The organism is Streptomyces sp. CA-106110 (assembly GCF_050936285.1).
Lineage (GTDB): Bacteria > Actinomycetota > Actinomycetes > Streptomycetales > Streptomycetaceae > Streptomyces.
The window spans coordinates 9,030,899-9,045,000 of the sequence record NZ_JBNJNB010000001.1; the positions used below are offsets into that span (position 1 = coordinate 9,030,899).

Here is a 14,102-nt window from a genome sequence, read left to right on the forward strand (position 1 = left end):
AAGCCCGCTTCTACCCGATCTGCGCCCTGTCCGCGGGCGGACCCCCGGCCCTACCATGACCGCGTGGACATCGACGCCTGGGTGTGGTGGCTGATCGGCGCGGCGGGGCTCGGGATCGGGCTCGTGATCACCGCGATGCCGGAGCTCGGCATGCTCGCGGTGGGCGCCGTCGCGGCCGCCGTGATCGCCGGCCTCGGTGGCGACGCCGTCTTCCAGGTCGTCGTCTTCGCCGTCGTCTCCGTGGCGCTCATCGCCGTGGTCCGGCCCATCGCCGCCCGGCACAGCGCCCAACGACCCCGATTCGCCACCGGCGTCGAGGCCTTGAAGGGCAAGCAGGCCGTGGTCCTGGAGCGCGTCGACGGCAGCGGCGGCCGGATCAAACTGGCCGGCGAGGTCTGGTCCGCGCGCGCTCTCGACTCCCAACTCACCTACGAAGTCGGCCAGGAAGTGGACGTCGTGGAGATCGAGGGGGCCACGGCGATCGTCATGTGACCTCGTAGGACTCAACTGAACGGAACAGCCCACGGGGCACGGCACGGTCTGTCAGACTCGTCCAGCAAGATCTTCAACAACCATAAGATCTTCTACAGGGCGCCGAGGCGGAGAACACGGGGCGCCAAGGCGGAGAAGGGGTACGGGGAATCACGATGGAACCGATCATCATCGTCCTGATCATTCTGGTGGTGTTGGTCTTCATCGCCCTGATCAAGACGATCCAGGTCATTCCGCAGGCGAGCGCCGCCATCGTCGAGCGCTTCGGCCGCTACACACGGACGCTGAACGCGGGCCTGAACATCGTGGTCCCCTTCATCGACTCCATCCGCAACCGCATCGACCTGCGCGAACAGGTCGTCCCGTTCCCGCCGCAGCCGGTGATCACCCAGGACAACCTGGTGGTCAACATCGACACGGTCATCTACTACCAGGTCACCGACGCCCGGGCGGCCACCTACGAAGTCGCCAGCTACATCCAGGCCATCGAGCAGCTGACCGTCACCACCCTGCGCAACATCATCGGCGGCATGGACCTGGAGCGCACCCTGACCTCCCGCGAGGAGATCAACGCAGCCCTGCGCGGCGTCCTCGATGAGGCCACCGGCAAGTGGGGCATCCGCGTCAACCGCGTCGAACTGAAGGCCATCGAACCCCCCACCTCCATCCAGGACTCGATGGAGAAGCAGATGCGCGCCGACCGTGACAAGCGCGCCGCGATCCTCACCGCGGAAGGTACGCGCCAGGCCGCGATCCTGACCGCCGAGGGTGAGAAGCAGTCCCAGATCCTGCGCGCCGAAGGTGAGGCCAAGGCCGCCGCGCTGCGCGCCGAGGGCGAGGCCCAGGCGATCCGCACGGTCTTCGAGTCCATCCACGCCGGCGACCCCGACCAGAAGCTGCTGTCGTACCAGTACCTGCAGATGCTCCCGAAGATCGCCGAAGGCAACGCCAACAAGCTCTGGATCGTCCCCAGCGAGATCGGCGACGCTCTGAAGGGCCTGTCCGGAGCCATCGGCAACTTCGGCCCGCTGGGCGGGGGTTCGGGCTCCGGCTCCGCCAAGTCGGGCGGCGACACGGACCGGCGCGAGAAGCCGTCGATCGACTGACGGGCGCTGCCCGTACGATAACGGCGCCCGTCTCCATCGGAGACGGGCGCCAGTTCATGTACGGATCCGCGACCTCTGAGCGGCCGTCAGGACGGCCGCCGTGTACCGCCTAGGCCGCCGGCTGCGCCAGCCACTCCGGCAGCGCGCCGACGTTGTCGTGTCCCAGCGACAGCAGCATCGCGTCCGCCGGCGTCGGCTCGAACGGCTTCCGGAGCAGCGGCATCCCCGCCTCCTCCGGTGTGCGGTTCGCCTTGCGGTGGTTGTCCTCCGCGCACGAAGCCACCGTGTTGAGCCAGGTGTCGCCTCCACCCTGCGACCGCGGCACCACGTGGTCCACGGTCGTCGCACGCCTCCCGCAATAGGCGCACCTGTGCCGGTCCCGTACGAGGACACCCCGCCTCGACCAAGGAGCTTGTCTTCGGAAGGGCACCCTTACATACCTGCAAAGCCTGATGACCCGGGGCGCTGGTATGTCCACATCGGCTCCCCGCATACGGATCTCGGGGTGGGCCTGCTCGACGACAGCCTTGGACTGCAGCACCAGGACCACGGCTCGATTCAGCGTCACTGTCGACAGCGGCTCGAAGCTCGCGTTCAGAACCAGCGTGTCACGCATCCAGCCCACCTCCCGTGTGCACCTGCCCACCCCCTGGCGGGCTTGGATCAACTCTGAACGGGCGCGCCGAGATGGACAACGCAATAAAAAATGCCCGCCTCCGATCACTTCCAAGACCGGAGGCGGGCAAACGTTCAATGAACGTCAGTCTTCAGCACGTACGTCAGCCGGCGGCCGGATTCTCGTACTCGCCGATGAGCTGGGTGCGCGCCAGCGTGTGGAACCGCAGATTGAAGCCGACCACGGCCGGAGACGCGTCCGAGTCCGGACCGAGCGTCTCCTGGTCCACGGCGTACACCGTGAACACATACCGGTGCGACCCGTCCCCGGGCGGCGGCGCGGCACCACCGAAGTCCTTCGTCCCGTAGTCGTTGCGCGCGTGAACCGCACCCTCGGGGAGCCCCTCGAACTTCCCGCTGCCCGCACCCACGGGCAGCTCGGTCACCGAGGCCGGGATGTCGAACAGGACCCAATGCCAGAACCCGCTGCCCGTCGGGGCGTCCGGGTCGTAGCAGGTCACCGCGAAGCTCTTGGTCTCCGCCGGGAAGCCCTCCCAGCGCAGCTGCGGCGAGGTGTTTCCCGCCGCGTAGACCTGAGCGTCCTTGAGCCTGGCGCCGTCCTCGACGTCCTCGCTTGTCACCGTGAACGACGGCACGGGCGGATGGAAGTCATGCGGCAGCGGGCGCCTCTGGGACTCGGTCACCTCGGTACCTCCAAGTCAGTGGATCAACCGATTCCAGTTCAGAGCCTAGAACCAGCTGCGCTTGCTGCCGACCTCGGCAGCCACTGGTGGAGGTACGCGGCCCAGTCCGTGGCGTGGAAGTCGTGCAGACCCACCTGGAAGGTACGGTAGGAGTCACTGCCCTCGCTGAAGAGCCCGGGCTTCTTGTCCATTTCCAGGATGACGTCCATCGCGTGCTCGTCCGCGACGAAGCTCAATTCGACCTGATGGAGACCGCGGTACTGGGCCGGCGGGTAGAACTCGATCTCCTGGTAGAACGGCAGCCGCTGCCGTGAACCGCGGATGTGGCCACGCTCCATGTCCGCGTTCTTGAAGCGGAAGCCCAGCTGGATGAACGCGTCCAGGATCGCCTTCTGCGCCGGCAGCGGGTGCACGTTGATCGGGTCCAGGTCACCGGAGTCCAGGGCACGCGCGATCTCCAGCTCCGTGGTCACCCCGATGTGCATGCCGCGGAGCGCCTGCCCGTCGATCATGGTGATCGGCGTCTCCCAGGGGATCTCGAACCCGAACGGCACGGCGTGCACGGCCCCCGCCTGGAGCTCGAAGGCGCCGCCGAGCCGCACCTTCGTGAACTCGATGTCCTGCTTGTGCTCCGTGTCGTCGTGCCCCTCGACCTCCACCCGGGCCTGCAGACCGACGTTCAGGCCCTCGATCGCCTGGTTCACGGACCCGCCCTGGATCCGCACCTCCCCCTGGACGACACCGCCCGGAACGACGTTGACCTCGGTCAGCACGGTCTCGACCGAAGCCCCGCCGGCTCCCAGGCTCGCGAGCAGCCGCTTGAACCCCATGAATCTTCCCTCCCAGGCAACGCCTGATCCGTCGTCCTGCCCCATGCGCGCTCACGTACCGCGCGCGCCCTCATCGGTGGATCCTTGATCCCTGGATACGCGATCCGGCCGGGACCGGTTCCGGGCCCTCACCCTTCCAAGGGGGAGGACTCTTGACCACCCTTTGGCACGCACCCGTCTGGACTACGCTCGTACCCCGTGATCGCGACCCCTGACCGTACGCCCCTGCCCAGGGAGTTCTTCGACCGGCCCGTACTGGAGGTCGCCACCGACCTCCTGGGACGTCTGATCGTCCGCAGCACCCCGGACGGTCCGATCGTCCTACGCCTGACGGAGGTCGAGGCGTACGACGGCCCGAACGACCCGGGTTCGCACGCGTATCGGGGCCGTACACCCCGCAACGACGTGATGTTCGGACCGCCGGGCCATGTGTACGTCTACTTCACCTACGGCATGTCAAGGCGGTCAGCATGAACGTCATGGATCTTGCTCACCCCGCTGAAGAAGTCGCCCCCAAGCTGCTCGGTGCCATCCTCACCCACGAGACCCCCGAGGGAACCGTGAGCATCACCATCACGGAGACCGAGGCGTACTCCGGTTCGGCCGACCCTGCCTCCCACGCCTACCGAGGCAGGACACCCCGAAACGCCGTCATGTTCGGACCTGCGGGACACCTGTACGTCTACCGGTCTCACGGACTCCACTGGTGCGCCAACATCGTCACCGGGGCAGACGGCATCGCTACAGCTGTCCTCATCCGGGCAGGCAGGGTCATCGAAGGGGAAGACCTGGCCCGCGAGCGGCGAGGGGGCAAGGTCGAGAGTCCACGTCTCGCGCGGGGTCCGGGGAACTTCTGCCAAGCGCTCGGCATCACGGCAGAGCACAACGGCACAGACCTACTGACAGGCGCCTCGGTCGCGCTGTCCGAGGGCGAGCCAGTACCCGCCGCACTCATCCGGGTTGGTCCTCGGGTAGGCGTGAGCAAAGCCCACGACTGGCAGCACCGCTTCTACCTCGCCGGTGATCCAACGGTCTCGGCGTACCGACTGAGCCCGAGAGCCAAGCCGTCCGCCGGAGCCTGAGCCGCTGTGCGCCTTGCTCGCGGCTCGCCGGTGAGTCGGCGAGGAAGTTGGGTCCGAAGATGCGTGACCGCTCGCGAGCGTGGCGCGTGACGCGTTCCTGGCCGGTCGGGTGACTGTCGATGTGCGCCGACCCGGGGCGGAGGGGTGGGTGGATGACCCCTTGGTGCGTTCTTCCGCACCGCCAGGATCTCGGTGACTGTGCACATCGACGAGCAGCGAAGGTGTACATAATCGGACGGCCGAACAGAGCTGCACCACACGGGAGGGCTCCCTAACAGGGGCCTCCCTCCTTCGTGTAAGGTCGCTCGGCCAGGTCGCCGCCGTCGCTCCCGACTGCACGAGACCGAGCCCAAGCGCAAAGCCTTGGGCGTCACCTGTGAAGAGACCGTGCCAGCCATGGCCGGTCCACCCCCGCGAAGAAAGGGAGGCACATGTCCCGCCATCCGGCGGGGGTCACTGGCGCACCCGTGTGCGCCTCACAGGAAGGAGCCACCCCGGTGGCTATCAGCTTCGGCCATGACCGCCCTTGGGGCGCTGTCTCCCAGCACGAGTTCCGGCGCTTGACGCAGGACCCCAGACACCCGCTCACCTACCGCGTTCACTTCGCCGCCATCGGATGGGCCGACCGGCACGGACACGCAGGCTTCGGTCCCGGCCGGTTGGCCGCACTGCTGGGCAAGGACGGCAAACCGCTGTCCGAACAGAGCACGCGTAACGCGGTAGCCCGCGCCAAGGCGCTGGGCCTTGTGTCGCCCCGGTCCGGGGCCGCCTGCCTCCGCCTTACCTGTTCCAGAAGGGCAAGGGTGCGCCAGCCCCCTGCCGTCTGCATCAGGACCGGTGACTACATGCCAGGCGTGTAGCCAGAGCACGTCTGGCGTGCATCGGCATAGCCTTTGACCTGATCCTATGAGGGCCGGGCCTCCTTCCCTGCTCAGCCCGGCGATACCTATCGTCCGGGTATGTACGAGCTCAGGAGGGAGGCCCTCAATGTCTGTCTACGTCGGTATCGACGTGCACCGCAAGCGGTCGCAGATCGCGGTGGTCGAGGACGGCGGCGCGGTGCAGGTGAACCGGAACGTGCCCAACGGGGTGGAGCCGGTGCTTTCGGTGATCGGTGATCTTCCGATCGGGGCGCCGGTCGCCTTCGAGGCCGCCTACGGCTGGGGATGGCTGGTGGAGCTGCTGGAGGACTACGGATTCGAGCCGCATCTGGTGCATCCGCTGCGGTGCAAGGCGATCGCCTCCGCGCGACTGAAGAACGACAAGGTGGACGCGGCCACCCTGGCCCAGTTGCCGCGCGCAGATCTGCTACCGCAAGCGTGGATCGCCCCGCTGGACGTGCGGCAGCAGCGGGTCCTGGTGCGGCACCGCTGCCAGCTGGTGCGGCTGCGCACCCTGCTGCGCAACCGCGTCCACGCCGTCCTGGCGGATCACGGCTGCGACCGGCCCGGTGGCTACTTCACCGCTCCGGGCCGGGCCTGGCTGCAGGCCCTGGATCTGCCGGATGCCTCGCGCCGCGTGGTCGACGATCTTCTGGTCCTGATGGACGCCCTCAAGGAGCCGATCGACGCCTTGGACGCACAGCTGCTCGCACAGGCGCGGGGCGACCCCAGGGTCAAGGCGCTCACCCAGCTGCCGGGGGTGGGCACGCTCACCGCCCTGGTCATGGTCGCCGAGATCGGCGACGTCACCCGCTTCCCGTCCGCGCGCAAGCTCACCGCCTGGGCCGGGCTGACGCCTACCGTCCGGGGATCGGATCTCACCGTCAGGCACGGGCACATCTCCAAGCAAGGCTCGGACTGGCTGCGGTGGATCTTGTGCGAGGCCGCCCAGACCGCGAAGCGGTCGCCGGACTTCTCCGTCGCCTACCAGCGCCTCGCTCATCGCCGGGGCAAGAAGATCGCCACCACCGCGGTGGCCCGCCGCCTGCTGGCTCACGCCTACCACGTCCTGCGCGAGGTTGGATCCACCCAGCTTCAGAGGCGCCGATGACTCCAGCAGACGACAATCGCCGCAGACGGTCGCAGACCCCGGGTGAGCTCGCCTTTCCGTATGAGACGGCCCAACGGCCGCGCTCGATGACCTGATTGAGCAGCCCGGATCCCCGCATCACGATCATGGCGCCGAGCGCCGGCCCGGTGCCGAATGGGTGCCTGTGAGACCACTCCGCCGGTCAGGACCCGCCGGGGATGTCAACGACCGTATCTGTGAATATCCGTGACGCTTCCTCGCCCTCATTCTCGACCGCCGCTCGTCGGCCTCCAGCTCGTTCGCCCTCGCCCCGATCATCCCTCGCGGGGCTCCAGGAGCTCCAACTGGACCCCTCCCACGCGGCGGGCTCACAGACGAACACGAAGAAGCCCAACAAGGAAAACGCCCCTGCTTCGACCAGGAAGCCGCAGGCGAGAGCCATCTACGCCCTTGACAGGCCCGGCCCTCATGGGTGCGGAAACGTTCACGTCCTTTCTTATCTATTTAGCCTCCAGTGCAGTGCGGCCCCCAAGGGGCCGACTGAGGAGAGCAGCTTGGATTAACAGCAAGGGAAGTAGGGGAGCGGCAGCGCCCAGGCCCCCATAGTCGCAGCGCTCAACGACAGTGCAGCGTGGGTGGGCGGGGTGAACTGCCGGTCAGAGACCTGACGGATGGCTGGAGAGCCAGTCGGTATGCCGATCGCGCATTCGGTCCCGTTCCTCGGGCGTGGTGAGGAAGACGTCGGCGCCACCGTCGTAGGGGTAGTAGATGCGCTGCATCAGGCTGTCGGTGACGAGGACCCCTGCCACCTTGTCGTCGGCAGTGTCTCGGAGCAGCTTGTCGATGCAGCCGCGTTGCCAAGGCAGCCGGGCGGCGAAGAGGTGGCAGTACGTGCGGAACTCTGGCTCTGGATCGTCCTCCACCAACAGGCTCTGCCAATAGCCTGCGTCTGGTTCGAGCAGCGGGATCTCGGGTTCGGTCGCCCAGAGGGGAGTGATCACGTACACGTCTGTGCCAGCGAACAACTCGTCGAGGACGGTGTTGTAACGCTCCAGAACGACGGCGTGCTCGCTCTCATCCACTGCGTACCGCTTTGACTCCGGCAGGCTGTGAAAGCGGACCCAGACATCTCGATACGGGTCACGAAGCTTGTACCCAACCGGGGGGCAGTCGGGCCATCTCTGCCGCCACAGCTCCGTCAAAGCCGTCTGTCCGCCTTCAGGCACCTGCTGCACTCACTCTCTCGTGTACGGCCCCTCACGACGACCATGATGCCCGGCACCCGCCCACCAAGAGCAACGACTTCTTTAGGGCGGGACAGCGACAAAGGAGGGAGCGGAAGGGGCGGCCTACCGGCCGCCACGGTCGCAGTACCCAATGACAATGCGGCCCCGGAAGGGGCCGACAGGAGCAAGCCAGTAAGACCGAGGGGGGCGCTACCGCGCCCCACAGGAAGCGTCGTAAGACGCAGTTCCTTGCAGCCTTCCGCCGCTGCGAACAAGCCTGTGACCAGGCCATAGGGTTCGCCGTGGCAACCTGCGGCACAGCAGACGGACCCTGGAACCGTGGCGGAATCTCGGCTGCTAAGACATGGCGGCCTCGCTCGCCGGGCTCAGCGGGTCATACCCCCACCCCCAGGCCGTCGGGAAGCCCGACCGCTACTGCCTCCCTCGCCTCTACGATGCCGTCGTGATCAAGATGTCTTGGACGCTGGCAGGCGAGCACGCGGATGAATGGACCGGCATGGACGCACACGAGGGCGCAGCGGTACTCGAAGCGAGAGTCGGGGCCGTGGTCGAGGCCAGCGGCATGACTGCCGATGCGGTACAGCACTATCGCGAGACCTTCCTCACGCCGGTGGCTGAGAACCTGCGCACGGCAGGAAGGGCGGCGCTATCGCAGGGCAAGTCGTGGAATACAGCCGCCGGTCCCATCCTCGTTGCCGCCTCCCCTGTCGAGACAGACGACGGCCAGCCGAAGCAGGCACAGTCGTGAAGAGCCGCCGGCAAGCCGTTCCAGAAACGATGGTTTATGAGACGGGGCGGCGACGCCCCTCAAGGTGGCGCGCAACCCTGTTCAAAACCCGTCTCACAACCCTCGCCTCAGGCTTGATGTATTGAGACGGGTTGTGAGACGGTCTCGGCTGTGACGACGAAGACGATCACCGGTCAGCTCCACGGCTACGCCCGTGTGTCCACCGACGACCAAGAGGCACAGCTTCAGAGTGACGCACTCAAGGCGGCGGGATGCGTCCGCGTCTGGGAGGACAAGGCATCCGGCAAGAACACCGACCGACCTCAGCTCGCGGCCATGCTCGACCACCTGCGGGAGGGCGACACCCTGTGCGTGTGGAAGCTCGACCGCTTCGCCCGCTCCCTCATAGATCTGGTGACCATGGTCGACGCGCTACGGGAACGAAGGATCGGTTTCAAGGTCCTCACGGGTGCACTGGCCAACATCGACACGAGCACTCCGGACGGCCGTCTCATGCTTCAGGTGATTGGAGCTATGGCGGAGTTCGAACGCTCGCTCATCAAGGAGCGCACCCGCGCCGGACTGGATGCAGCCAAGGCGCAGGGGCGTACCGGCGGACGGCCGTCCGTCGTCAGTGAGGACGTGCTTGCTGTGGCCCGCGCCAGGAAGGCCAAGGGCGAGAGCGTGAGCACCATTGCTAAGGCACTGGGGATCTCCCGCGCCACGTTGCACCGCCACTTGGACGAGAGCGCCTGAGATAGCCGCACAGTCAGGCCCCCCGCGCGAGCAGGGGGCTGCTGTTATGTCTGGACTAGGAGCGTGTCTCAGTAACGGCAACCCGCCTGCGGTTCGTGGTTATTCATGCGGGATGATCACGGTATGCATGGTGGCGATGGGCTGTTCGAGGTCGAGCCAGTCGAGCCGAAGAGGACGCTGGGTCGTCCGGCGGCGGTGGACAAGACGTTCCGGGCGTTCGATCCGCACCAGGTCCTGCTGCTGCCGCCGTCGCTGGACGACTGGCTGCCCGAGGACCACCTCGCCCGGTTCGTCGCCGACCTGGTCGACGAGGTCCTCGACCTCGGGCCGGTCCTGGCGGATTACACCGAAAAGCGCGGCTACCCGCCCTACGATCCGCGGCTGATGGTGCGGCTGCTGATCTACGGCTACACCACCGGTATCCGCTCCTCGCGGGCCATCGAGCGCCGGTGCGCCGACGATGTCGCGTTCCGCTTCCTGGCCGCCGGCCAGGCCCCGGACTTCCGCTCGATCGCTCGGTTCCGCCGCCGGCACCTGGACGCCCTGGCCAACCTGTTCACCCAGTCGCTGCACCTCGCCCAGAAGATCGGCATGGTCACGATGGGCCGCGTCGCCCTGGACGGCACCAAGCTCGAAGCGAACGCCTCCAAGCACAAGGCGATGAGCTACGGCCGACTGATCGACAAGGAAGAGCGGACAGAGGCCGAGATCGCCCAGCTGGAAGCGAAGGCTCAGGCCCTGTTGGCCGACGCGGAGGCCGCCGACGAAGCCGAGGACCAGACCTTCGGCGTGGACGGCAAGGAGGTGGACCTGCCTGCCGAGCTGGACCGGCGTGAGAAGCGCCTGGCCAGCCTGCAGGCCGCCCGCGCGCAGATCGAGGCCGAGGCCGCCGACAAGGCCCGCGCGCACGCCGAGGACAAGGAACGCCACCGTCAGGACCGCACCGGTACCAGCGACGAGCAGGCCGTGACCGACGCGGGTGACACGGCTGCCGCGAAGGCCCGCCCGAAGCCGAAGGCCCAGGCCAACTTCACCGACCCCGACTCACGGATCATGAAGAACAGCGACGGCGCCTACATCCAGGCCTACAACGCCCAGGCCGTCGTGGATGAAAAGCACCAGGTCATCACCGCCGCTGACGTGACGACTAACCCCTCGGACGCGCTGAACTACACCAGCATGCTCGACCAGTCCGCCCAGAACACCGGCGTCCACCCACGGCAGGCACTGGTCGACGCCGGATACTGCTCGGAAGCAAACCTCGAAGCCGCGAAAGACCGCCAACTGGACTGCGACACCGACACCTTCATGGCCACCGACCGACTCAGCCACGACGAACAGGTCCCGCCCGCGCCCCGCGGACGCATCCCCGCCGGCGCCACCCTGAAGGAGCGGATGGCCCGCAAGCTGCGGACCAAGCCCGGACAGGCCGCCTACGCCCGCCGCAAGGCCATCGGCGAACCCGTCTTCGGCCAGATCATGACCTGCCAGAACGGCCGCCAACTCCTCCTGCGCGGCGAGGACGGCGCCCGCGCCGAGTGGCGACTGCTGGCCGCCTGCCACAACCTCCGCAAGATCTTCCGATACGCCGGGGCCACCGGACTCGCCGCCCTGGCCGCCTGAGCCAGGCCTCCCCGGCCACCTCACAGGCCCTACCAGCCGGACACCTGACAGGCAGGCCCCAACCACAGCCTCACAGATGCCGACGGAGCGGCCGTCGACCGATCACGGCCAGCGGGCCGCTTGCTCGCTACTGACCCACGCTCCTAGGCTGTCGGGCCGGGCGGAGCCGTAGCGCAGAGGTCGTCGCGCGCGGTCTCCAAAATCGCGAGGACGCCGGTTCGAATCCGACCGGTTTCGCCCTCCTGACCCAAGGCCCATGAGGCCCTTCGGTCCCATACCGTGCACGCCGTCGGCTACTCCTCCCGGACCACCATCGCGAACGACGTGCACATGCGCCGGAAGCCCTTGTGTCGGCTCCGGCTTATGTGGCTCATGCACCCCACGTCAATCGCCGCACCGCCCGTTGAGGGAACGGTCGTCCACTTGCAGCGATGACACGACAGGGGCGCCTCGTAGGGCGCCCCTGTCGTTGGCTATCGTCCCCTCAGCCGGCTGTCACGCATTGCTCACGGGTTCCGGAAAGTGATCCGGCAGTGATCCGACTTGAACTCGCGGACTCCTCGCCCCCTCGGCAGGAGCTCCACCCGCTCGCATACCTGTATGACGACCGTTCGCACGTAGTCGATCCGGTCGGGGTCCTCGTAGTCCAGCTCCTCCCATAGGTATTCGACGTCCCCCAGGTCGACACGTACCCGCTTCGCCGCCAGGTCTGCAAGCTCGGTTCGGACCTTTGCCAGGTCGGCATCACACCTGCCGATGCCTGCGCGCATGGTCGATGCGTCGATGTCCCCTACGGCGAACATTTCCGCCAGGGCGGTACGCCTCTCGGATGTGGCCACCTCCTCGGCCAGTAGCTCGGCCTCACGCACCTCGTCTGCGGCATCCGTGGCCGGAGCCTGGTTCCACTCCTCGGCCCGGGAGATGACCTGCCGGACCACGTAGGCGTCAAGCGGGTCTGCAGGGCATGTGATGCACCGGCCATCCGAACACGTGTAAATGCGGTACCGCTCGCCTGCCGCGTCCTTCCGGCTCCATCCCTGCGTAACGACGGCCTGACACTTCGAGCAGCGGACCACGCCGGACAACAGAGCCTTGCGCTTCCCTCCGCCGCCCGTGTTGCGCTCAGGGTCGCTCAGGTAGCGCATCAGGGCCCGGAACATGCCCTCGGAGACGATCGGTTCCCAGTTGCCTGTGCCGGTCTCCTCGGTCACCCGTACACGTCTCCCATCCGGCTTCTCGACCCACTGGGAATACGTCTGGATCCCGGCGTTCCTCGGCTTCAAGAGGACGCCCCGGAGGTTCGAGCTACGCCACTCCTTGCCGTGTGGCGAGAGCAGCTCGCGAGCGTTCCAGTCCTTTGCGATGGACCACAGGGAGACACCGGCCAGGACATCTCGGTATGCCTGCCGCAGGGCTTCTGCCTCCTCGTCGCGATGCGTGCCGTTGCGCTCGAAGCCGAAGGGGCGAGTGCTCCAGAAGGGCCTGCCCGACTCCCTGCGGCGCTGATGACCGAGCACCTGACGCTCTACTCGCATCTCGGTCTCGTTCTCGGCCACCGCAGCACCGATGCGAGCAGCCAGACGACCCGATGGGGTCGCCAAGTCCAGGACGCCCTGAGCCTGTGCGGCGGCCAGATGAACACCGGTCTCCTCGGCCAGGTCCACCAACTCGACCAGGTCTCGTGTCGTGCGGTAGAGGCGGTCGTAGTGCCTGGCTACGACGACATCGGCCGTACCCGTACGAACCAGCTCGACCACGCGCCTCCAGCCTTCACCGCGAGCCGACACCTTGCGGCCCTCAACGACGCGGAACTTCGACGCCGAAGAGTCCTTCTCTGCGATGACCTCGACAACCGTCCAGCCGTTCCGGTCGCACAGTGCCTGGCTCAGTTCGACCTGTTGCGTGAGGTTCCCACCCTTGGACTCCTCGCCCCTCGGGGTTGGGCTGAGCCTGGCGTAAATGATCGCTCGCACTGCCTGTCTCTCCTGCTTGTCGTCGTCTTGCCGATGATGCAACGACGTACATGCTCAGTGCGTAACGTACGGCATGTGGCACTGCATGAACCTGGTGTGCGGTCCGGTGGGGCAGGCGGGCGGGGTACTCCTCCGGGCCGGCGAGATCACCGAGGGAGCGGAGCTCGCCCACACACGTCGACTCTCGGCCCGCAATGACAAGGAACTGGCCAAAGGCCCGGCACGCCTGGCCACGGCTCTGGACGTGGACCGGGCCCTGGACGGTACGGACGCCTGCAGCCCGGGGGAGACCCCGCTGCGCGCCCTGACCGGCACACCGGTGCCGCCCGACCAGGTCCGCAACGGTCCGCGGACCGGCGACGCCGGCGTCGCCGGCGACGGAGCGGTCCACCCGTGGCGCTTCTGGATCGCCAACGACCCGACGGTGAGTCCCTATCGGGCCCACACACCGCGGCGACGCCGAAGTTGACGCGTCCCTGGAGGATGCGTAATGTAGCCCGAGCCGCTGAACCGGGTACGGCTTCAGCCAGCAACCGGAAGCGGCCAACCCACTACTACGTCACCCTCATCGAGGGCGAATTCGGCGTGCCTGCATGCCCGAATTCGAATCCGCGGACTCGATTATGAGTAGCGACGGAAATCGGCTAACGTAGTGAATGTCGAAAGGCCGGGAGCCGAAAAGCGCCGGGCCCAAGACAACCCGCTCCGGCCGGGAATCGGATCGAGAAAAAGATCTGATAGAGTCGGAAACATCGAAGGGAAGCGCCCGGAGGAAAGCCCGAGAGGGTGAGTACGAAGGAAGCGTCCGTTCCTTGAGAACTCAACAGCGTGCCAAAAGTCAACGCCAGATATGTTGATACCCCGTCCGTCGGAGATATTTCCGATGGTCGTGGTTCCTTTGAAGAATACACAGCGAGGACGCTGTGAACGGTCGGATTATTCCTCCGACTGTTCCGCTCTCGTGGTGTCGCCCCGA

Annotated in this window: 11 protein-coding genes, 1 tRNA gene and 3 pseudogenes; 10 read left to right on the forward strand and 5 right to left on the reverse strand. The window is 66.9% G+C overall.

From position 1 onward, the window contains the following. Positions 1–63 precede the first annotated feature (63 nt). Complete coding sequence (locus ACQEXA_RS41620; protein ID WP_359398927.1) at positions 64–492, forward strand: NfeD family protein; 429 nt, start codon at positions 64–66, stop codon at positions 490–492. A 155-nt stretch (positions 493–647) separates the two neighbouring features. Continuing rightward, a complete protein-coding gene (locus ACQEXA_RS41625; protein ID WP_359398929.1) occupies positions 648–1,598 on the forward strand; it encodes an SPFH domain-containing protein in 951 nt (316 codons plus the stop codon). Between the two features lie 109 nt (positions 1,599–1,707). On the opposite strand, the gene ACQEXA_RS41630 is transcribed toward ACQEXA_RS41625, so the two are convergent. From ACQEXA_RS41630 to ACQEXA_RS41640, 3 genes and pseudogenes are all read right to left on the reverse strand, one after another. Further along, complete coding sequence (locus ACQEXA_RS41630) at positions 1,708–2,214, reverse strand: HNH endonuclease (RefSeq protein WP_432926161.1); 507 nt, start codon at positions 2,212–2,214, stop codon at positions 1,708–1,710. 163 nt (positions 2,215–2,377) lie between these two features. After that, complete coding sequence (locus ACQEXA_RS41635; RefSeq protein WP_359398933.1) at positions 2,378–2,917, reverse strand: YbhB/YbcL family Raf kinase inhibitor-like protein; 540 nt, start codon at positions 2,915–2,917, stop codon at positions 2,378–2,380. Between the two features lie 45 nt (positions 2,918–2,962). Further along, positions 2,963–3,747: pseudogene (locus ACQEXA_RS41640) on the reverse strand (sporulation protein). A gap of 198 nt (positions 3,748–3,945) precedes the next feature. Between ACQEXA_RS41640 and ACQEXA_RS41645 the strand changes: the two are divergent. The 3 genes and pseudogenes from ACQEXA_RS41645 to ACQEXA_RS41655 form a co-directional block, all read left to right on the forward strand. After that, positions 3,946–4,203, forward strand: a pseudogene (locus ACQEXA_RS41645) (DNA-3-methyladenine glycosylase); the annotation flags it as partial. A 14-nt stretch (positions 4,204–4,217) separates the two neighbouring features. After that, positions 4,218–4,829 (forward strand): DNA-3-methyladenine glycosylase, encoded by a 612-nt coding sequence (locus tag ACQEXA_RS41650; protein ID WP_360985670.1) that lies wholly within the window; start codon positions 4,218–4,220, stop codon positions 4,827–4,829. Positions 4,830–5,816: 987 nt separating this feature from the next. Then, positions 5,817–6,821 (forward strand): IS110 family transposase, encoded by a 1,005-nt coding sequence (locus ACQEXA_RS41655; RefSeq protein ID WP_433132663.1) that lies wholly within the window; start codon positions 5,817–5,819, stop codon positions 6,819–6,821. A 635-nt stretch (positions 6,822–7,456) separates the two neighbouring features. On the opposite strand, the gene ACQEXA_RS41660 is transcribed toward ACQEXA_RS41655, so the two are convergent. Then, positions 7,457–8,035: a DUF3885 domain-containing protein gene (locus tag ACQEXA_RS41660; RefSeq protein WP_433132665.1), complete on the reverse strand. Its 579-nt coding sequence runs from the start codon at positions 8,033–8,035 to the stop codon at positions 7,457–7,459. Positions 8,036–8,489: 454 nt separating this feature from the next. On the opposite strand from ACQEXA_RS41660, the gene ACQEXA_RS41665 reads away from it, so the two are divergent. The 4 genes from ACQEXA_RS41665 to ACQEXA_RS41680 all read left to right on the forward strand — a co-directional run bounded on the left by ACQEXA_RS41665 (position 8,490) and on the right by ACQEXA_RS41680 (position 11,390). Then, positions 8,490–8,795, forward strand: a complete 306-nt coding sequence (locus tag ACQEXA_RS41665) for a hypothetical protein (RefSeq protein WP_432926151.1) — start codon at positions 8,490–8,492, stop codon at positions 8,793–8,795. A 150-nt stretch (positions 8,796–8,945) separates the two neighbouring features. Further along, positions 8,946–9,530, forward strand: a complete 585-nt coding sequence (locus tag ACQEXA_RS41670) for a recombinase family protein (RefSeq protein ID WP_433132667.1) — start codon at positions 8,946–8,948, stop codon at positions 9,528–9,530. A gap of 195 nt (positions 9,531–9,725) precedes the next feature. Further along, positions 9,726–11,153: an IS1182 family transposase gene (locus ACQEXA_RS41675; RefSeq protein ID WP_433134673.1), complete on the forward strand. Its 1,428-nt coding sequence runs from the start codon at positions 9,726–9,728 to the stop codon at positions 11,151–11,153. A gap of 162 nt (positions 11,154–11,315) precedes the next feature. Next, a tRNA-Trp gene (locus tag ACQEXA_RS41680) sits at positions 11,316–11,390 on the forward strand. Between the two features lie 269 nt (positions 11,391–11,659). On the opposite strand, the gene ACQEXA_RS41685 is transcribed toward ACQEXA_RS41680, so the two are convergent. Continuing rightward, positions 11,660–13,126 (reverse strand): recombinase family protein, encoded by a 1,467-nt coding sequence (locus ACQEXA_RS41685; protein WP_432926147.1) that lies wholly within the window; start codon positions 13,124–13,126, stop codon positions 11,660–11,662. A 64-nt stretch (positions 13,127–13,190) separates the two neighbouring features. On the opposite strand from ACQEXA_RS41685, the pseudogene ACQEXA_RS41690 reads away from it, so the two are divergent. Next, positions 13,191–13,595, forward strand: a pseudogene (locus tag ACQEXA_RS41690) (DNA-3-methyladenine glycosylase); the annotation flags it as partial. Between the last annotated feature and the right edge of the window lie 507 nt (positions 13,596–14,102).

Coding starts and splice junctions, on each gene's coding strand:
- ACQEXA_RS41625 (WP_359398929.1), top strand. CDS start 648: ATGGAACCGATCATCATCGTCCTGATCATTCTGGTGGTGTTGGTCTTC.
- ACQEXA_RS41630 (WP_432926161.1), bottom strand. CDS start 2,214: ATGCGTGACACGCTGGTTCTGAACGCGAGCTTCGAGCCGCTGTCGACA.
- ACQEXA_RS41650 (WP_360985670.1), top strand. CDS start 4,218: ATGAACGTCATGGATCTTGCTCACCCCGCTGAAGAAGTCGCCCCCAAG.
- ACQEXA_RS41655 (WP_433132663.1), top strand. CDS start 5,817: ATGTCTGTCTACGTCGGTATCGACGTGCACCGCAAGCGGTCGCAGATC.